Source organism: Cyanobium sp. NIES-981, assembly GCF_900088535.1.
Classification (GTDB): Bacteria; Cyanobacteriota; Cyanobacteriia; order PCC-6307; family Cyanobiaceae; genus NIES-981.
In genome coordinates, this window is the sequence record NZ_LT578417.1 from 1,762,029 (window position 1) to 1,781,095 (window position 19,067).

Genomic DNA, 19,067 nt, shown 5'->3' on the forward strand with positions numbered 1-19,067 from the left:
GGTGGCAGTTCAGGCCGGCGGTTCAGGACAGCGGTTCGATCTCCCCCGGGCGCCAGGTTCGCTGGAACCACGGCTCCAGGGGGCCGTAGAGACGCAGGATCGTGAACCAGCTCTGCCCGGGAACGGTCTGGATCCAGTTGGACTCCTTGCCGGCGGGCGGCTTCGGGCCGAAGTAGACATCCACCGAACCATCGGCATTGGTCTGCAGGTCGGTGTTCTGGCTGCTGACGCTGGGGAACTGCTGGTTCGTCTGCTGCATCGAGCGGGTCTGGGCGTTGTAGACGATCACCGACCAGAAGTTCTTCGCCGGCACGTTGGGCGGAAGCCGCAAGCGATAGGTCCGGCCCCCATCGAGGGGCTGGTCGTTGGCATCCAGCGCGGTCCAGGGGTAAGTGGAGCCCTCGCCGACGATCTTGGTGTCCATGGCCGGGGTGACCCCGGTGGCAAGAAAGAAGAAGAAGGCGGCTGCGTCCAGATTGGCCACGCCCGGCTGCCACTCGAAGGTGTAGCCGCCGAAGAAGGCATAGCGCCAGTTGGCGTTGTCGTAGATGTAGCCCTGCCGGTCGCGCATCCGGTAGGCGAGCGCCCGGGCCGTGGCGTCACCCACGGCGGCGGCCTCGGTGAGGATCGCCTTCATGCGGGCATCAGGCGCGAACGGCTTGCCCTTCTGAATCCCGATCGAGGCCCACAGGCCCAGCGTGGTGGGATCCACTTCGGTGGTGGGCTCGTCCTGCACCACCTGGTTCAGCATCTCCCAGAAGCGGAAGCCAGAGGGGCCCACCATGTTGAACGGCTTGCCGCTCATGTTCACGAAGGTGGGCTTCACCGGGTTGGCGGCCTGGGCCAGGGGATAGATCTTCGTGCGGGCCCTGACGGCGTCGACCCCCGGCTTCGGATCGCCATCCACCAGGAAGCTGCGCCAGCCAGCCCAGATGCTGAAGGTGGACGGCCGGATGACGTAGTACCCGCTGGGGGTCGCTCCCTTGTACCCGGGTGGCAGCAGCAGATACTTGCCGCCGCGCCCCTTGTCCGCTCCTGTGATGCCGAGATCGCCGCTCCAGCGGTACCACATGTCGTTTATCAGGCCCAGCACCTTCGGCGGCACCTCCAGCACCAACGGGCCCTGGCGCAGATCCAGCCAGAACCAGGTGTAGGGGGTGTTGTCGTTGGCGGTGAGCTCCACGGTGCGGGAATCCACCAGCTGCTCCCAGATCGGCACCGTGCGGTTGGCGGGGCCCATGGTGAGGATGGCGCTGCGATTGGCCAGCTGGTTCACCGGCGGCAGGCCGAGCAGGTAGGCCTGCACGGCGCGCTGGAAATCCAGGTTGTCCAGCAGCCTGTCCGTGGTGGAGGCGTCGGGGACGCCTCCCTGGAACCGCAGGGTGCCAAGGCGCGTCTCCAGGGTGTCGGGGATGGCGACCCCTGGGGGAATCGGGGTGGAGTAGCGGAAGCTGGGGTCCGCGGGCGGGCCCTTCAACACCTGAGCCAGGCTGGCCACCGGCGCCAGTGGGGCAAGGGCCAGAGCGGCAGCCAGGGCACGGCAGCAAAGCGCAAGGCGGATCATCACTGAATCCCCATGGCGGCGGTTTTCATGCCCTCTTCCAGCTTCTTGATGTCGGCCGGAGACAGCTGGGGACGATCGATCCGGATCGTGAGTTTGTTGAGCTTGGCGGTGAGGGGGAAGGGCGGCAGGTAGTCGCTGTCGTCGATGCCGGTGATGGTGTCGGAGCCGATGTCGAAGCTCTCATCCCACTGCAGGATGATCGGGATGGTCTTCTCCATGCGCTTGCTGGCCACCACCTTGCCGTCCACCTTGAGGGTGCCGGTGCCGCCCTTGCCCACACCGGCAAAGCTGTTGAACTTGATGGTGCCGAGGCCAAGGCCGTCGTACTTGAAGTCAAACGCGACCTTGTGCTGTCCGGGTGAGAGGGGCTCCGAGCCTTCCCACTTCACCCAGTCCAGATTCAGCAGGTTCCAGTTGAACACCGGCCTGCCCTTGAGCAGATAGAAACCCCAGCCGGCGAAGCGGCCGCCGGAGGTGGCGATCATGCCTTCGGCGCCGCCTGGGGGCACCGTGATATCGGCGGTGAGGCTGTAGGAGGTGTTGAGCAGGTAAGGCGCATCGCCCTGGGGCACTCCGGTCATCGGCCGGGTGTACACCAGTTCGTTCAGCCCGGCGGTGAGGCTGGGCCGCTGGGCCGCCACCCGGGCCGCCACCGAGGCATTGAGCGGGAACACCTGATACTTCTTGGCCTCCTCCACGAACATCGTTCGCATGGCCGCCACCCTCTCGGGGTGCTGCTCGGCGATGTCCTCCGACTGGTTGAAGTTCTTGGTGAGGTCGTACAGCTGGAACACCTGGTTGTTGAGCGGATCCGGATTCGCCGGCCCAAAGGCATCCCAGGGGGCCCGGTCCACCTTGGTGCTCAACAGCCAGCCGTCGTGATAGAGGGCCCACTGGCCCATCATCTCGAAGTACTGGGTCGTATGGCGGGACGGAGCCTTGGCATTGCCCTGATCGAAGGTGTACAGAAAACTGGTGCCCTCGATCGGCTTCTGCGGGATGCCGTCCACCGTGTCCGGGGCCGGAATGCCGGTGGCCTCGAGGATCGTGGGCAGCACATCGATCACGTGGACGAACTGCTCGCGCAGGCCGCCCTTGTCCTTGATGCGTTTAGGCCAGGAGATCACCATGTTCTGGTTCACCCCACCGAGCCGCGAGGCGTTCTGCTTGAACCAGTCGAAGGGGGTGTCGAAGGCCCACGACCAGCCGGCCGACATGTGGTTGTAGGCGTATTCGGTCCCCCAGGCGTCGTAGTACTTCATCTGCACATCCACCGGTGGGCGCACGTCGTTGAAGAAGGCCACCTCGCTGAAGGTGCCTTCCGGGCCGCCCTCGGCGCTGGTGCCGTTGTCGCCGTTGATGTAGATAATCAAGGTGTTGTCGAGCTTGCCCAGATCGTCAAAGGCCTGGATCACCCGACCGATTTCGTGGTCGTTGTAGGCCACATAGGCGGCGAACACCTCCACCTGGCGGATGTAGAGCTGCTTGGCCTCCTCGCTGAGCTGATCCCAGGGGGTCAGGATGTCAGCGGGCCAGGGGGTGAGCTCCTCATCGGCGGGAATCACACCGAGCTTCTTCTGATTCTCGAAGATCCGCTCGCGCAGCTTCTCATAGCCATCATCGAAGAGATGCATGGCATGGATCTTGTCCACCCATTCCTTGGTGGGATGGTGGGGAGCATGGGAGGAGCCGGGCACGTAGTGGAGGAACACCGGCTGCTCGGGGTTGGTCTGATGGATGCGCGTCATCCAGTCGATGGCGTCATCGGCCATCGCGGTGATCAGATTCCAGGAGGGCTCTTCACCGGTGACGGGCCACACCTTCGCCGCCAGATTGGAGCGATCCAGCTTCAGGCTGCCTTCCTGGCCCTTCCAGGGGTAGATCTGGGTGGTGTTGCGGAAGAGATTCGGCCCCCACTGGTTGGCATCCCCGCCCACGAATCCGTAGAAATAGTCGAAGCCCATGCCGGTGGGCCATTGGGTGAAGGGCCCGGCCTGGCTGGCCTGGTAGGTGGGGGTGTTGTGATCCTTGCCGAACCAGCTGGTGGCGTAGCCGTTGTCGCGCAGGATCCGGCCGATGGTGGCGTTCTCGACGCCGATGATGCTGTCGTAGCCGGGGAAACCGGTGGCCTGCTCGGCGATCACCCCGAAACCCACCGAATGGTGATTGCGCCCGGTGATCAGCGCCGCCCGCGTGGGGGAACACAGGGCCGTGGACATGATGCGGTTGTAACGCAGCCCCTGACTGGCGATGCGCTCCATCGCAGGCGTGGGGATCACGCCACCGAACACGCTGTTGATGGCGAAACCGGCGTCGTCCGTCATGATCAGCAGGACGTTCGGCGCCTCCTTGGGCGGCACCACCGTCGGTGGCCACCAGGACGTGGATTGAAGGGCGTTCTCCTTGATCACCCCGCCGAAGGGACGGGCTGGGGCCGGCAGCTGACGGCCGGAGATCGTGGCCTTGGCGGCCGGGCTGCCCAGCACACCGCTCACCATCCGCTGGGCGGCCGCGGGGGTCCAGCCGCCCTGCCAGGCCACCAGCGCCAGCGCCAGCACCAGGGCACCCAGGCGCCTGCCCCAGCCGAACCGGATACGGCGCAGCCGGGCCAGCAGCGTGGCGGGGCGGAGGTCAGCCATGGGGGTTGGGGGGTGCGGTGAGCGACGCCACCAGGCGGAAGCCCAGGTGGTTGGTGCCCGTGTCCGGGCTTTCGGCCTCCCGGGCAGAGGGGCGGTAGCGGGAGCAATAGGCGGGGGAGCAGAGGAAGGAGCCCCCCTTGATCACGTGTTTGGCGACCCCCGGGTCCCGCGGGTCCTGGGAAACGGCGGCATCCACGACCACGGGATCCGGGCCCTGGCCGAGCCCGCCGTGTCCGGGGGCGTACCAGTCACGGGTCCACTCCCACACGTTGCCGGTGGTGTCATGGAGGCCGTAGCCATTGGGGGGATAGGACCCCACCGGCGCCGTGCCCGCGTGGCCGTCGTCGCCCGTGTCCAGGTGGGGGAAGGGCCCCTGCCAGGTGTTGGCGCGGCGGGGATCCCAGGTGTCACCCCAGCCGAACACCGCATCCCGCAGCCCGCCCCGGGCAGCCAGTTCCCACTGGGCCTCGCTGGGCAGGGCCGCACCGCTCCAGGCGGCATAGGCGGCGGCGTCCGTGTAGGCCACTTGCACCACCGGATGGTCGAGGCGATGCTCGATCGAGCTGCCCGGCCCCTCGGGATGGCGCCAGTCGGCCCCGGGCACCCAGTGCCACCCCGCCAGCTCATCGATCTGCTCACCTTCTGCCACGGGCCGGAACACCAGGGCGCCCGCCCGGCGCTCAGAGGGGGAGAGCTCGGGGAACTGCTCCGCTGGCAGGGGGCGCTCCGCCACTGTGCGGTAGCCGGTGGCCGCCACGAAGGCGGCGAACTGGCGGTTGGTGACCTCGTGGGTGCCCATGCAGAAGGCCCCCACCTGCACCCGGGCCGCCGGCAACTCCTCCGGCCGACGGCCGGCGGCACCCATCCGGTAGCTGGCGGCCGGTATGGCCACCATGCCCTCGGGACACCCCAGCGCAAACGCCGGCTGCAGCGCCACCCCAGCCGGGAGCCAGCCGAGCAGGAGACACCCAAGCAGAACAGAGCCGAGCAGGAGCGCTGCCGGAATCACTGGCCGTGACACAACGAACACGACAACGCCACGAGGTGGCCCATCCATAGACACCAAACGATGGCTCGCCCGCTCCGAAAGGGATGAGCGAGTCACAAAAAACGTTGCAATCAGAGTCCGCGAAGAACACCTCCGCGCAACATCATCGAAATAACGCAAGTTCCACGCTCTCAGTCGCTTGGCTGGAGAAGCGCCATCAGGGCGTCGTCATTCAAGCCAAGGGCGACACGCTGGCATGTCAGGCGACGACGACAGGCCAAACGCTTGCCGTTGGTTCTTCATCGCAAGCCCTGCAAGGTCAACAGAATTCACAACCTCACAATGAGACAAGCTCCAGACAAAACGGCCTCGCCGTGTGCCATCCCCAGGAAGGATCTGGGCTGCAGGACTCCCCGAAGACCCCAAGCCCGCCTTCAGGTTCATGGAGAACATGCCATGCGGAATCCACGGCCCTTTCGCTGGAATCGGATCAGGATGGGATGACGGCGTCACCACGATCCAGGGCTGATCATGCACGGGGCCATTCCCTTCCTCGATCAGCAGGCGGTGACGCTCACCCAGGCCGATGCCGTGGTGCGGAGGATCGCCGACCAGCTGCCGCTGCGGGGCCTCGTGCACGTCGGACCCGCGGCAGCGCTGCGGATGCGGAGTGTGGTGGTGCCCCTGGGCCGCCTCTGTGTGGCGGGCACGGCCCACTCACCGCTGCGGATCGAGATGGACCCGCTGCCGGATGCGGTCACCCTGGCCTTCACCGAGCAGGGAGGGGCAGATCTGCGGGCCGATGGCCGATGCGTTCGCCTCACCCCCCGCAGCACGGGGATGTTCCTGCCCGTCACGGCCTTCCAGTGCGAGAGCGAGAGCATCGTCTCGGTGCTGATCCACGATTCCGCCCAACGGCTCGCGGCCACCGCCGCAGCCATGGCCGGCTGCGCCGATGGTGAAGCCCCGTGCCTGCCCAGCGGATTCCACCGGCCGGTGTTTCTCGACGGCAGCGAGGACCCGCTGCGCAACGCCGTGTTCACCTCCCTGCGCAGGACCCTGCGCCTGCTGGACCAGCCCCTGCTCCTGACGGGGGGCTTTGGGGCCCTGCAACTGGAGGATCTGCTGCGCCGCCATCTCGTGCTGCTGCTCTGGCCAGCACTGGCCGACCCCGACCGACCGGTCCCGGCGCCGCTCAGCAGGGACCCCATCTTCGAGGAGCTGCTGGAGTGGATGGATGCCCACCATGACCAGCCGATCACCCTCACCCAGCTGGCCCAGCGCAGCGGCGATTCCGTGAGGACCCTCCAATACCGCTTCCAACGGCAGGTGGGCTGCTCGCCCATGCAGTGGCTGCGCCAGCGCCGGCTCGAGGCTGCGAGGGCGGACATAGGGCGTGCAGGCCAGGAGGACAGCGTGGCCGCCATTGCCAGGCGGCACGGCTTCCATCACCTGGCGGGGTTCAGCACCGCCTTTCAGCGCCGCTACGGCCTGCTCCCCTCCGAAGCGAGGCGCCAGGGGCGCCGACGTTGAGCCAGGGAGCTGGTGGTTCAGGAAGCCAGCAACCGCAGGCGCAGCCGGTTCAGGGCCTCGCCCACCGTGAGGGTCTGGATCCAGTGGCGGCCGCGGCTGGAGCCGAACCGCACCCCCTCGCTCCAGGCCCCCAAGGCATCCGCCACGGCGATGTGCACCAGACCCACGGGTTTCTGCTCGCTGCCGCCCCCGGGCCCGGCGATGCCGGTGACGGCCACGCCCCAGGTGGCTCCGGCGAGCCGCCTGGCTCCAGCCGCCATCGCCAGCGCCACCGGATCGCTCACGGCCCCATGCCGCTCCAGATCCAGGGCGCTCACCCCCAAGAGGCCCTCCTTCACCGCATTGGCGTAGGCGATCACCCCGCCCAGGAACACATCCGAGGCTCCGGGCACCGCCGCCAGGGCAGCCCCGATGCCGCCACCGGTGCAGCTCTCGGCCACGGCCAGGGTCTCGCCACGCCGGCGCAGCTGCTCGAGCACCACCGAGGCCAGGCTGTCCCCATCCGCCCCGAAACAGGCCTGGCCGGCCCGGCGGCGGATCTCGGCCTCCAACGGCGCCAGCATGCCGTCAGCGGCTGTCTCCGTGTCGGCCCGGGCGGTGAGCCGCAGCTTCACCTCCCCCGCCCCGGCATAGGGCGCCACGGTGGGGTTGGTGCCCTCCAGCAGATCGGCCATCTGCTCGGCCAGGGCCGATTCGGCCACGCCCCAGAAGCGCAGCAACCGGCTCGCGTACACCCCCTGGGAGAGCCCGGCCTGGCGCAGCCAGGGGGCCGCCGTGGCCTCCCACATGGCGTGCATCTCACTGGGCACCCCCGGGAAGGTGAGCACCGTGAAACCCGGCAGCGGGCTCCAGATCATTCCTGCGGCCGTGCCCGTGGGATTGGGCAGCACGGCCGCACCCTCGGGCAGCAGGGCCTGGCGGCGGAGGCTGGCGGAGAGCTGGCGCCCCCGTGCCCGGGCCTTGGCCTCGATGTCGGCCCACACCTCCGGCCGCTCGGTGAGCGGCGTGTCGAAGGCGGCGGCGATCGCCTCGGTGGTGAGGTCGTCGGGGGTGGGCCCGAGGCCGCCGGTGGTGATCAGCACCCGGCAGCGCTGGGAGGCCTCGCGCACCGCGGCGATCACCCGGTCGCGGTTGTCGCCCACCACCTGCTGGCGCCGATGGGGAATGCCCAGGGCCGCCAGCTGCTCGGCGATCCAGCGGGCGTTGCCGTTGGTGATGTTGCCCAGCAGCAGCTCGGTGCCGATGCAGAGGATCTCGGCCGTCATCGCTGGCGCTGGCGCTGGCGGGCGGAGGGCCTGTCCTGGCGCTGGAGCTCACGGCGGGTGCTCACCAGCACCCAGATCAGCACCGCGGTGGCCAGGGCCAGCCAGAGGAAGCGCATCTCCGCATTCACCAGCACCAGGGCCAGGGAAGCCAGCCACTGGGTGAAGGCATAGATCAGCAGCACGGTGCGCCGGTGGCTGAGGCCGGTGCGCAGCAGGCGGTGGTGCAGATGGCGGCGGTCGGGATAGAAGGGCGAGTGGCCGTCGCTGAGCCGGCCCATGATCACCGCCGACATATCGGCCAGGGGGAGGGAGAGGATCAGCAGGGGCAGCAGCAGGCTGACGCTGGTGAGCCCCTTGGCGGGGCCCACGATGCTGATCGCGGCGAGGGCAAAGCCGAGAAAATAGGAGCCGCCATCGCCCATGAAGATGCGGGCGGGGTTGAAGTTGTGGCGCAGAAACCCCAGACAGCTGCCGGCCAGCGCGGCGGCCAGCAGGCCGGCGGCGGGCTGGTGCAGGCTGAAGCTCACCGAGAGCAGGCCCACCGCCGCGATGCCGCTGACACCGGCCGCGAGGCCATCGAGGCCGTCCAGCCAGTTGATCGCATTGGTGATGCCCACCAGCCACACCAGGGTGGCCAGCAGGCTCAGCCAGTCAGGCAGCTGCAGCGCCGCCGGGGCCGATCCCATCCAGCCGAAGGGCAGATCGATGCTGCCGATGCGCACGCCTTCCAGCCACACCGCCATCGACACCAGCAGCTGAACCAGCAGCCTCGGCAGGGGCGGCAGGGCGAAGAGGTCATCGGCCAGGCCGATCACGAAGAAGCAGAGGGATCCTCCCAGCGTGGTCCAGATGAGGGCGTCCTTGCTGGCCTCCAGCTGGGCGAACCCCCCCAGCACCCAGGTGAGGGTGAGGGCGAGGCTGAAACCGATCACGATGCCCACGCCACCCAGCCGCACCATCGGCTGGGTGTGCTGCTTGCGCGCATCGGGCTTGTCGATCAGGCCGAAGCGCAGACCGAGCCTGCGCACCACCGGCACCACCAGGGCGGTGAGCACGGCAGCCGCAGCCAGGGTGAGCAGCGCTGCAGCGTTGGGGCTGTAGGCAAGGGTCACGACAGCGGGCCGACGCAGGCGCCTTGGGGCAGGGCGTTGGCCGCCACCTTACGGGGAAGGGGGAGGCTCAGGCAGGCTGCAGGGCCCGGGCCGGGGCATAGAGAGGGAAACGGCCGCAGAGCTGGGCCACCCGCTGCCGGCAGCGCTGTTCGATGGCGGTGTCCTCGGGGTTGAGGAGGCGATCGGCGATCACGTCGGCCACCTCACGGAACGCCTCCTCATCGAAGCCGCGGGTGGTGCAGGCGGCGGTGCCGAGCCGCAGGCCGCTGGTCACGAAGGGCGACTGGGGATCGAAGGGCACGGTGTTCTTGTTGGCGGTGATGTGCACATCACTCACCAGCAGGTCGGCCACCTTGCCGGTCATGCCGATGCCGCGCAGATCCAGCAGCACCAGATGGTTGTCGGTGCCGCCGCTCACCACGTCGATGCCCCGCTGCTGGATCCGGGCCGCCAGGGCCTGGGCATTGGCGATCACCTGCTGGCTGTAGGCCCGGAAGGAAGGCTCAAGGGCCTCGCCGAAGGCCACGGCCTTGGCGGCGATCACGTGCTCCAGCGGACCGCCCTGGCTTCCCGGGAACACCGCCTTGTCGAACTGCTTGCCGAACTCGGCGTCGCGGCAGAGGATCAGGCCGCCGCGGGGGCCGCGCAGGGTCTTGTGGGTGGTGGTGGTCACCACATCGCACACGGGCACCGGGTTGGGGTGCACGCCCGCGGCCACCAGGCCGGCGATGTGGGCCATGTCCGCCAGCAGGTAGGCGCCCACCTCATCGGCGATGGCGCGGAAGCCCTGGAAATCGATCGTGCGGGGGTAGGCCGAGTAGCCACACACGATCAGCTTCGGCCGGTGCTCCAGGGCCAGCTGGCGGATGGTGTCGAAATTGAGGCGCTGGGTGTCCGGATCCACGCCGTAGTGCACGGCCTTGAACCACTTGCCGCTCACGTTCACCGGCGAGCCGTGGGTGAGGTGGCCCCCATGGCTCAGATCCATGCCCAGGATCGTGTCGCCGGGCTGGAGCAGGGCCAGGAACACGGCGAAGTTGGCCTGGGCGCCGCTGTGGGGTTGCACGTTGGCCCAGGCGGCGCCGAACAGTTGCTTCGCCCGCTCGATCGCCAGCTCCTCAATGGCGTCCACGTGCTCGCAGCCGCCGTAGTAGCGCTTGTGGGGCAGGCCCTCGGCGTACTTGTTGGTGAGCACCGAGCCCTGGGCCTCCATCACGGCGCGGGAGGCGAAGTTCTCGGAGGCGATCAGCTCCAGGTGGGTCTGCTGGCGCTCCAGCTCCCTGCCGATCAGGGCGGCGATGGCGGGATCGCCGGCCGCCAGGGACTGATTGATCGCGGCGGCGGTGTCGGCCATCGGAGCGGGGAGCGGTCTTTTTGGAATCGTAAGGAAGCGGGGTGCTCCCACCGCGGCAGGGACCCGCTGCTGCCCAACCGGGCGCCGGTCAGGAACGCGGCAAAAAAAACGCCCCGGCGGACCGGGGCGATGGAGAGAAGCGCGCCTGGAGAGATTCGAACTCCCGACCCTCTGATCCGTAGTCAGATGCTCTAATCCGCTGAGCTACAAGCGCATGGGACCATTCTCACCGCATGGAGGGCCCATCCGTCAAACGGTCCGCCGGCGGTCCCACCCCTCCTGTGAGCCCACCCCTGCCGCGCACCCACCGAGCTTTCCCATGCCCATCCGCTGGTACGGACCCGCCAATCCTGAGGACCCCACCTTCCGGCACTTCGAGCGGATCGTGAACCTCACCCTCCACGCCGCCCTGTTCTCGGCGATCAACAGCGGCCTGTGGGTGGTGCAGGAACTGCGCCACCCCTGGGGGCATCTCGGCATCTTCAGCCTGCTCTGGCTGGCGGCCCTGCTGGTGCACGCTGGGGTGGTCGTCTCGTTGCGCCCCCGCAAGGAAGCATGAGCCTCTCCGCCAGCGACCTCAAGGATCTGGAAGTGGCCCTGGCCGACAGGCTCTACCTGCAGGTGGCGGGCTGGCACCTCTACCTCGGCGATGCCGGGCTGGCGCAGGAGCTGGCGATCGAGTGCGCCGCCCGGCTGCAGGCCGGCTGCAGCGTGTGCGCCCGCCAGGCGCTCGAGGCGGTGCAGGTGCCGATCGGGGGCGGCAGCACCCGCCTGCCCCTGGCCCGGCTGGTGCCGGCGGGGCAGCTGCGCGACCTGGAGGAGGTGCTCGAACCCTTTTGCCGATAGTGTTGCGGCCACCGCGAGCGGGCCGTGCTGCTGATCGAGGTCACCAACGCCCGCGACGTGGTGGGCCAGCGCCTCGGTCGCCTCGGCAGCCGGCTGATCGGCAAGGTGGTGGACGCCGAGGCCCAGGTGGAGAAAGCCCTCATCCAGGAGCTGGAAACGGCCTTCCGCGAGTTCGGCATCGAGGCCCGCATCGTGTCGGTGCAGGGCGCCCAGCTGCTGGGCCGCTCCCACCTGGAACTTCCCCTGCAGGTGCGGGAAGACCGCCAGGTGGGCCCTCCCGCCTGAGCCCTGGAGCGGGTCCGCTCAACGTCCGCCCCACCTGGGCAGGCGGCGGCTGAACTGGCTCACCACCTGCTCCGCCTCGGGCACCCCGGCCCTGTGGGCCAGAAGGCCGTACACCAGCAGCCCGACACCGCTGCTCAGGCCCGTCTGCAGCAGCCGCCCCAGCAGGTCCGTCGGCCAGCTCACGGTGGTGGCCAGCGCCCAGGCCGCCGCGGCCCCCAGCAGCGCGGCGCCCAGCAGCAGGCCGCTGTCCCGGCCCCAGGCCAGCAACGGCAGGCCCTGCAGCCGCACCTGAAGCGCCAGCAGCAGCCCGGCGCAGGTGATCAGATTCACCGCCACCGTGGCGAGCACCAGCCCGGCGGCGCCGGCGTAGAGCACCGGCAGCAGCGGCTCGCCCCAGGGCGTGGGCCCGCCCACGAAGGCCCAGCAGAACAGGGCGTTGAGGCCGATCCCCGCCAGCGACCAGCGGAAGGGGGTGACGCCATCGCCAAGGGCGTAGAACACGCGCACGAGCACGTCGCGGGCCAGGTAGGCCGGCATGCCGATGCCGTAGGCCATCAGCAGCTGGCCCACCAGGGTGGCGGCGCCGGCATCGAAGGCGCCGCGCTCGTAGATCAGGGCCACGATCGGCACCGCCAGCGCCGCCATCAGGGCCCCGAGCGGCAGCATCGAGGCGTTGGAGAGCATCAGGCCCTGGCGGATGCGGGCCACCAGCTCAGGGCGGTCCTCCGGCGCCGTCAGGCGGGCATACACCGGCAGCAGCGGCACCAGCAGCGCGTTGGAGATCAACCCCAGGGGCGTCTGCACCAGCAGGTTGGCGTAGCCGAGCCCCGCCGCCGCCGCCGGGATGCCCGAGGCGAAGAACAGCGACACGAACACGTTGATCTGCAGCATGCCGGAGGAGAGCGTCGCCGGGCCCATCACCTGCAGCACCTCCCTCACGCCGGGGTCCTGCCAGTCCCACACCAGCCGGAAGCGGTGCAGACCCTGACGGGCCAGGGCGGGCAGCTGGATCAGCCACTGCAGCACCGCCCCCACCGTGGTGCTGGCGGCGAGCACCACGCCGCCGATCAGGGCGTTCTCCGGCAGGGTGATCGCCGAGCCCAGCTGCCACCAGAGCAGGGCCAGGCCAGCGATCACCGCCACGCTGGAGAGCAGCGGACTCACCGAGGGCAGCCAGAACTCATCGGCCGCGTTGAGGGCGCCGAAACCCAGCCCGATCAGACCGGCGAACAGGGCCATCGGCGCCATCCAGCGCAGCTCCACCACGGCGATGGCGTGGCGCTCCGCGTCCAGACCCGGGCCCACCAGGGTGATCAGCGGATCGGCCGCCAGCAGCAGGATCAGGGTGACCACCAGCAGGCCGGCCCCCACCAGGGTGTTGATCGCCGCCAGCACATGGGCCCCCTGCTCGCGGGGACGCCGGGCCAGCACGCTCACCATGGCGCTGTGGAAGGGCCCGTTGATGCCGCCCAGCAGAATCAGCAGGAAACCCGGCAGCACATAGGCGTAGTTGTAGGCGTCATAGGCGGCACCCACACCGAAGGCGGCGGCGATGGCCTGCTGCCGCACCAGACCGGCCACCTTGCTGATCGCGGTGGCCACGGCCACGATCAGGGCAATGCGGCGCAGGGATTGGGGCATCGGTCCGGACCGGATGGCCCGTCAGCTCGAGCGGCAGTATGGCGGGCATCCCCCTGGCAGCCCTGCCTTGCCCGTGATGGCCCCGCAGATCCTGGCGTTCCCGCCGCTCGTGGAGGGGGTGCTGCTCAAGCGCTACAAGCGCTTCCTGGCAGATGTGCAGCTCGATGACGGCGCCGTGGTGACCGCCCACTGCCCCAACACCGGCCCGATGACCGGCGTGCTGCTGCCGGGCGGGCGGGTGCGGCTGCGCCACGACCCCTCGCCCAGCCGCAAGCTGGCCTGGACCTGGGAGCAGGCCGAGGTGCCCGGCGCCGGCGGCGAGCCGGTGTGGGTGGGCGTCAACACGGCGCTGCCGAACCGGCTGGTGCGGGCCGCGGTCGAGGCCGGCTGCCTCGAGGCCCAGCTGGGGCCCATCGGCGCCATCCGGGCCGAGGTGCCCTACGGCGAGGGCCGCCGCAGCCGCATCGATCTGCTGCTCACCCCTGCCGAAGGGGCTCCGGACCCGCGGCCCATCTATCTGGAGGTGAAGAACACCACCTGGACCCGGGGTTCGCTGGCCCTGTTTCCCGACACGGTGACCGAGCGGGGCCAGAAGCACCTGGTGGAACTCACCGCCTTGCTGCCGGAGGCCCGCGCCGTGCTGCTGCCCTGTCTCAGCCGCAGCGACGTGGACCGCTTCGCTCCCGGCGACTCCGCCGATCCCCGCTACGGCGAGCTGTTCCGCGCCGCCCTGGAGGCGGGCGTGGAGGTGCTGCCGTGTGTGTTCGGCTTCACGGCCACCGGCGTGCACTGGCAGGGCCTGGCGGCCGTGGAGCCGCGGGAGCCGGCCTGAGTCCGCCGCGGCCGCCGCCTTTCCGGCAGCCTCCCGCCGTGCCCCATAGAGTTCCCCCACTGCCCAGGGGCTGCCGTGGATACCCGTGCCTTCAAGCGCTCGCTGCACCATTCCGAGCGGTACAACCGCCGTGGCTTCGGCCTGGGCGAGGAGGTGGCGGGCAGCCTCGAGCAGGCCTACCAGAGCGATCTGGTGGCCAAGCTGCGGGAAAACGGCTACGCCCTCCAGCGGGGACGGCTCACGGTGCGCCTGGCGGAGGCCTTCGGTTTCTGCTGGGGGGTGGAGCGGGCCGTGGCCATGGCCTACGAAACCCGGCGGCACTATCCGAGCGAGCGGATCTGGATCACCAACGAGATCATCCACAACCCCTCGGTGAACGACCATCTGCGCGAGATGAACGTGCAGTTCATCCCCGTGGATGGGGGGGTGAAGGACTTCTCCGATGTGGCCAGCGGCGATGTGGTGATCCTGCCGGCCTTCGGCGCCACCGTGCAGGAGATGCAGCTCCTGAATGAGCGGGGCTGCCACATCGTGGACACCACCTGCCCCTGGGTATCCAAGGTGTGGAACACCGTGGAGAAGCACAAGAAGCACGCCTTCACCTCGATCATCCACGGCAAGGTGAAGCACGAGGAAACCCTGGCCACCAGCAGCTTCGCGGGCACCTACCTGGTGGTGCTGGATCTGGCGGAAGCCCAGCTGGTGTGCGACTACGTGCTGCTGGGGGCCCGGGACGTCGACGCCGCCACCCGGCAGTCAGCCCGCGAGGCCTTCATGGCCTGCTTTGCCAAGGCCTGCTCGCCGGGCTTCGATCCGGACCGCGATCTGATCCGGGTTGGCGTGGCCAACCAGACCACCATGCTCAAGAGCGAGACCGAGGAGATCGGTCGGCTGGTGGAGCGCACCATGCTGCAGCGCTACGGCCCGGCCGAGCTGAACGAGCACTTCCTCGCGTTCAACACGATCTGCGACGCCACCCAGGAGCGGCAGGACGCCATGTTCGCCCTGGTGGATGAACCCCTGGATCTGATGGTGGTCATCGGCGGATACAACTCCTCCAACACCACCCACCTGCAGGAGATCGCCGTGAGCCGCGGCATCCGCTCCTTCCACATCGACACCCCCGAGCGCATCGGGCCGGGCAACCGCATCGAGCACAAACCGCTGGGCGGTGACCTGCAGCTGGAGGAGCCGTTCCTGCCCGCCGGACCGATCCGGGTGGGCATCACCTCGGGAGCCTCCACACCCGACCGGATCGTGGAAGCGGTGATCGAGCGCCTGATCGAGCTCTGCGAGGCCTGAAGGCCAGGCCAGGCCGGCAGGTCGCCGCTGTCGCGCTCGCTGCCGCCGGCGCGGCCGTGGGGCCCTACATTGATGCCGGTTCCGGTCGGGGTCCAGCGGATTCCTGCCCACCACCTGTCCCCGTAGTTCCGTCCGTCGCTGTTGTCGTCCACCCCCCTGTCGACGGCACCATCCGAACCGGCCAGCCGCGCCGATACGCAGACCCTGCGCCATGCGGATGATCCGCGGGTCAAGTGCTACCGCAGCCACTTCGCCGACCTGATGGAGATGCGGGCCGCCGACGCCACGGTGGCCCAGTACCTGGACCGCCATGAGGGCTGGTTCCGGCGCTGTGCGGCGCCGATGGCCGTGACGCCCCTGGGCAGCAACGGCTACAGCCTCACCCTCGGCCGCTTCGGCAATTTCGGCTTCGAGGTGGAACCCACCATCGGCCTGGAGCTGCTGCCCCAGAGCCAGGGGATCTACCGCATTCTCACCGTGCCCGCGGCCGGCGGCGCCGGGAGCATGGACAACCTCTACGACGTGGACTTCAGGGCCTCCCTGCGGCTGGACAGCGCGGAAGCCGAGGTGCAGCCCACCACTCTGGTGCGCTGGGAGCTGGACCTGAGCGTGTGGATCCGGCTTCCCGGGGTGATCACGCTGCTGCCGGAGGGCCTGGTGCAGAGCAGCGGAGAACATCTGCTGCGCCAGATCGTGCGCCAGATTTCCCGGCGCCTCACCTGGAAGGTCCAGGAGGACTTCCACGCCAGCCATGGGCTGGATTGCCCGCCGCGGCAGCGGGCCCAGTTCTGAGCCTCAGGCCGGTCCGATGATCAGGCCGGCCGGTTCTCCCAGATCTTGTTGAGGATCTGCATGCCGCTCACGGCCTGCCAGAGGAACAGGGTGACCATGAGCATGTTGAGGCCCACGTGGGCCTTGCGGGCGATGAGGTTGCCGTGCTGCATGAGCGGCGTGAGCGAAGCGGCCAGCACGATCAGGCAGGTCATGGTGATGCCCACCAGCAGGTGGGGGCCCACGAACAGCTTGCCGTTGTTCAGGTAGGTGACGGCCATCCCCCCGAAGGTGCCCAGCACCAGCAGGGCCAGCAGGATGCTGCCCACCTGGAAGTGGCGCTTGGCGTAGTGCCCCTTGATCAGCAGCTTGCGGGTCTCGGCGTCGGGGGCGGTGCGCGTCTTCTTGGCCTTGATGCCGAGGAACATCCCGTAGCCGGACACCCCCAGCAGACTCCACATCATCAGGGGATGGAGGAAGTTGAGGTTGTAGGCGAGCGACTCAGGCATGGCGTGGCTGGGGGGAAGGAGGAGGAGGAGGAGGAGAAGAAGAGGAAGGAAGGAGGCGATGCAGCGAAGCTACAACTGAGCAGGGTTGGCGTGCCCAGGGTTGGCGTGCCCAGGGTTTCAGTGGAGGAAGTGACGCCGCCCGGTCACCACCATCGCCATCCCGAGTTCATCGCAGGCGCGGATGGAATCCTTGTCACGCACGCTGCCACCCGGCTGGATCACGGCACGGACCCCGTAGCCGGCCGCCAGCCTCACCGTGTCGTCGAACGGGAAGAAGCCGTCGCTGGCCAGCACGGCCCCCTGGGCCCGATCACCCGCCGCCTCCAGGGCCAGCCGGGCCGAACCCACCCGGTTCATCTGCCCCGCACCCACCCCCAGGCTCTGGCCGTCGCGCGCCACGGTGATGGCGTTCGAGCGCACGTGCCGCACCAGCTTCCAGGCGAAGCGCAGATCGGCGAGCTCCTGGGGCGTGGGCTGGCGAACACTCACCACCTCCCAGGCGCTCTGCTCCACCGGCCGGTCGTCGAGGTCCTGGGCGAGCACACCGCCCAGCACGGTGCGCACCTGCTGGCGGGAGGCCCGCCCGATCGCCTCGGGGGCCAGTTGCAGCAGCCGCAGATTGGCCTTGGCCGCCAGGGTCTGCCTGGCTTCCGGCCGGAAGTCCGGGGCCACCACACATTCCAGGAACAGGCTGGTGAGATGGGCGGCGGTGGCGGCATCCACCGGGGTGTTGAGCGCCACGATGCCGCCGAAGGCGGAGAGGCGGTCGGCCGCGAGGGCACGGGCCAGCGCATCGGCGCAGCCACTGCCGACGGCCACCCCGCAGGGATTGGTGTGCTTCACCACCACCGCCGCCGGCTGCGCCGCCGGGCCGTAGCCGAACTCCCGCACGGTCGCCAGGGCCGCGTCCAGATCGATCAGGTTGTTGTAGCTCAGCTCCTTGCCCTGCAGCTGCAGGGCTGCGCCCCAGCCGGCCTCGGGCGCGCTGTACCAGACGGCACTCTGATGGGGATTCTCGCCATAGCGGAGGGACTGACGGGCCGGCAGCTGCAGCTCCAGGGGCGGGCTGGCAGGCGCCTCCTGCCGGTTTGCCTCCGCCGGCTGGGCCGCCGGGGCCGTGAGCCGGGTCGCCAGCCAGGTGCTGATGGCGGCGTCGTAGGCGGCGGTGTGCTCGAAGGCCTCCAGGGCGAGGCGGCGCCGCAGCGCCTGGTTCAGATCGCCCCGGGCCAGGGCCTCCAGGAAACCGGGATACTGGGCCGGACTGGTCAGCACCACCACGTCGGCGTGGTTCTTGGCAGCGGCCCGCACCATGGCCGGACCGCCGATGTCGATGTTCTCGATGGCGGTCTCGAACGACACCGCCGGATCGGCCACGGTTTCACGGAAGGGGTACAGGTTCACCACCACCACGTCGATCAGGGGGATGTCCTGGGCCTGCAGATCGGCCTGGTGGGCGGCGTCGTCACGCCGGGCCAGGATGCCCCCATGGACGCGGGGATGGAGGGTCTTCACCCGCCCCCCCAGGATTTCGGGCGCGCCGGTGTGATCCGCCACCTTGGTCACCGGCAGGCCGGCCGCCTTCAGCGCCGCCGCCGTGCCGCCGCTGGAGATCAGCTGGAAGCCCGCCTCCAGCAGCCCCTGGGCCAGGGGCACCAGACCATCCTTGTTGGACACGCTCAGGAGAGCCGTGGGTGCCATGGCTGCAGGTGGGGGTGGCTTTCAGCCAACCTACGCAGCAGCTCCGCCCCGTCCCTTGGCCGACGCCTCCCCGCCCTTCTCCCCAGCCGCTCCCCAGCCCTCCCCGGGTGCGCTGCACCGTGGCCCGGAACGGGCCGAACGGCGTCTGGTGCTGCTGCACGGCTGGGGAGCCGATGCCGACGACCTGCTCGACCTGGGCAGCCTGCTGGTGGATGACGCTGTGAGTGTGGTGGCTCTGCGGGCGCCGGGGCTGCACCCCAGCGGCCTGGGCAGGCAGTGGTACGACCTGCAGCAGCCCGGCTGGCCCGGCCTGCCCGAGGCCCTGCAGAGGCTGCGCCAGCGCCTGCTCACGCTCGATCAGCAGGTTCCCCTGAACCGTTCGGTGCTGCTCGGCTTCTCGCAGGGTGCCGCCATGGCGGTGGACGTGGTCACCCGTCAGGGGGATCTGCCGGTGGCCGCGCTGATCGGCTGCAGCGGCTATCCCCACCCCGACTGGTCACCGGCGAAGGGCGGCCCCACCAGTCCGTCGGTCGTTCTCACCCACGGCCGGCAGGATCCTGTGGTGCCCTACGGCGCCAGCGAGGAGCTGGCCCGCCAGCTGCAATCGAGGGGCTACAGCGTGCAGCTTCTGGAGCACCCGGGCGGCCACAGCATCGATGAGCAGGTGCTGCCGAGACTGCGGCAGGTGATCGAGGGGTCCTGGTGCTGAGAGAGCTGGTGCTGTTCAG

At 69.3% G+C, this 19,067-nt stretch carries 17 protein-coding genes and 1 tRNA gene; 8 read left to right on the top strand and 10 right to left on the bottom strand.

All coding sequences use genetic code 11. The features are described 5' to 3' along the window. Nucleotides 1–22: 22 nt before the first annotated feature. From CBM981_RS09140 to CBM981_RS09150, 3 genes are read right to left on the bottom strand one after another with little or no spacing between them, the layout of a single operon-like run. Entirely contained in the window at nucleotides 23–1,564 is a 1,542-nt protein-coding gene (locus tag CBM981_RS09140) for a DUF1254 domain-containing protein (RefSeq protein ID WP_087068155.1), read from the bottom strand. Next, nucleotides 1,564–4,203, bottom strand: coding sequence for an arylsulfatase (locus CBM981_RS09145; RefSeq protein ID WP_225867322.1), 2,640 nt, complete (start codon nucleotides 4,201–4,203; stop codon nucleotides 1,564–1,566). Before CBM981_RS09145 ends, CBM981_RS09140 begins: the two co-directional genes overlap by 1 nt. Continuing rightward, nucleotides 4,196–5,140, bottom strand: a complete 945-nt coding sequence (locus CBM981_RS09150; RefSeq protein WP_225867323.1) for a formylglycine-generating enzyme family protein — start codon at nucleotides 5,138–5,140, stop codon at nucleotides 4,196–4,198. Before CBM981_RS09150 ends, CBM981_RS09145 begins: the two co-directional genes overlap by 8 nt. A gap of 582 nt (nucleotides 5,141–5,722) precedes the next feature. Between CBM981_RS09150 and CBM981_RS09155 the strand changes: the two genes are divergently transcribed. Further along, nucleotides 5,723–6,724: a helix-turn-helix domain-containing protein gene (locus tag CBM981_RS09155; RefSeq protein WP_087068157.1), complete on the top strand. Its 1,002-nt coding sequence runs from the start codon at nucleotides 5,723–5,725 to the stop codon at nucleotides 6,722–6,724. Nucleotides 6,725–6,741: 17 nt separating this feature from the next. On the opposite strand, the gene CBM981_RS09160 is transcribed toward CBM981_RS09155, so the two are convergent. From CBM981_RS09160 to CBM981_RS09175, 4 genes are all read right to left on the bottom strand, one after another. Continuing rightward, nucleotides 6,742–7,989, bottom strand: a complete 1,248-nt coding sequence (locus CBM981_RS09160) for a competence/damage-inducible protein A (protein WP_087068158.1) — start codon at nucleotides 7,987–7,989, stop codon at nucleotides 6,742–6,744. After that, nucleotides 7,986–9,101, bottom strand: coding sequence for a glycosyltransferase family 4 protein (locus CBM981_RS09165; protein ID WP_087068159.1), 1,116 nt, complete (start codon nucleotides 9,099–9,101; stop codon nucleotides 7,986–7,988). The genes CBM981_RS09160 and CBM981_RS09165 overlap by 4 nt, the downstream gene beginning before the upstream one ends. 67 nt (nucleotides 9,102–9,168) lie before the next feature. Next, nucleotides 9,169–10,455 (bottom strand): serine hydroxymethyltransferase, encoded by a 1,287-nt coding sequence (gene glyA / locus CBM981_RS09170; RefSeq protein ID WP_087068160.1) that lies wholly within the window; start codon nucleotides 10,453–10,455, stop codon nucleotides 9,169–9,171. Nucleotides 10,456–10,595: 140 nt separating this feature from the next. Further along, a tRNA-Arg gene (locus tag CBM981_RS09175) sits at nucleotides 10,596–10,669 on the bottom strand. A 105-nt stretch (nucleotides 10,670–10,774) separates the two neighbouring features. Between CBM981_RS09175 and CBM981_RS09180 the strand changes: the two genes are divergently transcribed. The 3 genes from CBM981_RS09180 to CBM981_RS09190 are packed head-to-tail and all read left to right on the top strand — an operon-like array spanning nucleotide 10,775 to nucleotide 11,586. After that, a complete protein-coding gene (locus CBM981_RS09180) occupies nucleotides 10,775–11,014 on the top strand; it encodes a hypothetical protein (protein ID WP_087068161.1) in 240 nt (79 codons plus the stop codon). After that, nucleotides 11,011–11,301, top strand: a complete 291-nt coding sequence (locus tag CBM981_RS09185; protein ID WP_087068162.1) for a DUF3181 family protein — start codon at nucleotides 11,011–11,013, stop codon at nucleotides 11,299–11,301. The genes CBM981_RS09180 and CBM981_RS09185 overlap by 4 nt, the downstream gene beginning before the upstream one ends. Before the next feature lie 24 nt (nucleotides 11,302–11,325). Then, nucleotides 11,326–11,586, top strand: coding sequence for a cytochrome-c oxidase (locus tag CBM981_RS09190; RefSeq protein ID WP_087068163.1), 261 nt, complete (start codon nucleotides 11,326–11,328; stop codon nucleotides 11,584–11,586). An 18-nt stretch (nucleotides 11,587–11,604) separates the two neighbouring features. On the opposite strand, the gene murJ is transcribed toward CBM981_RS09190, so the two are convergent. Next, on the bottom strand, nucleotides 11,605–13,227 hold the full coding sequence (gene murJ, locus CBM981_RS09195) for a murein biosynthesis integral membrane protein MurJ (protein WP_087068164.1): 1,623 nt from the start codon (nucleotides 13,225–13,227) through the stop codon (nucleotides 11,605–11,607). A 76-nt stretch (nucleotides 13,228–13,303) separates the two neighbouring features. On the opposite strand from murJ, the gene sfsA reads away from it, so the two are divergent. The 3 genes from sfsA (at nucleotide 13,304) to CBM981_RS09210 (ending at nucleotide 16,153) form a co-directional block, all read left to right on the top strand. Further along, a complete protein-coding gene (gene sfsA / locus CBM981_RS09200) occupies nucleotides 13,304–14,059 on the top strand; it encodes a DNA/RNA nuclease SfsA (RefSeq protein WP_087069312.1) in 756 nt (251 codons plus the stop codon). A 75-nt stretch (nucleotides 14,060–14,134) separates the two neighbouring features. Then, nucleotides 14,135–15,361 (top strand): 4-hydroxy-3-methylbut-2-enyl diphosphate reductase, encoded by a 1,227-nt coding sequence (locus CBM981_RS09205; RefSeq protein ID WP_087068165.1) that lies wholly within the window; start codon nucleotides 14,135–14,137, stop codon nucleotides 15,359–15,361. Nucleotides 15,362–15,502: 141 nt separating this feature from the next. Continuing rightward, nucleotides 15,503–16,153 carry a DUF1997 domain-containing protein gene (locus tag CBM981_RS09210; protein ID WP_087068166.1) on the top strand — a complete coding sequence of 217 codons (651 nt, stop codon included), beginning with the start codon at nucleotides 15,503–15,505 and terminating at the stop codon, nucleotides 16,151–16,153. Nucleotides 16,154–16,173: 20 nt separating this feature from the next. Here CBM981_RS09210 and CBM981_RS09215 read toward each other — a convergent pair whose 3' ends face one another. Together CBM981_RS09215 and purH are read right to left on the bottom strand one after the other, a co-directional pair. Further along, nucleotides 16,174–16,641, bottom strand: coding sequence for a DUF4079 domain-containing protein (locus tag CBM981_RS09215; protein WP_087068167.1), 468 nt, complete (start codon nucleotides 16,639–16,641; stop codon nucleotides 16,174–16,176). 117 nt (nucleotides 16,642–16,758) lie between these two features. Next, nucleotides 16,759–18,339: a bifunctional phosphoribosylaminoimidazolecarboxamide formyltransferase/IMP cyclohydrolase gene (gene purH, locus CBM981_RS09220; protein ID WP_087068168.1), complete on the bottom strand. Its 1,581-nt coding sequence runs from the start codon at nucleotides 18,337–18,339 to the stop codon at nucleotides 16,759–16,761. A 55-nt stretch (nucleotides 18,340–18,394) separates the two neighbouring features. On the opposite strand from purH, the gene CBM981_RS09225 reads away from it, so the two are divergent. After that, complete coding sequence (locus tag CBM981_RS09225; protein WP_225867324.1) at nucleotides 18,395–19,048, top strand: alpha/beta hydrolase; 654 nt, start codon at nucleotides 18,395–18,397, stop codon at nucleotides 19,046–19,048. The last annotated feature ends 19 nt before the right edge of the window (nucleotides 19,049–19,067 follow it).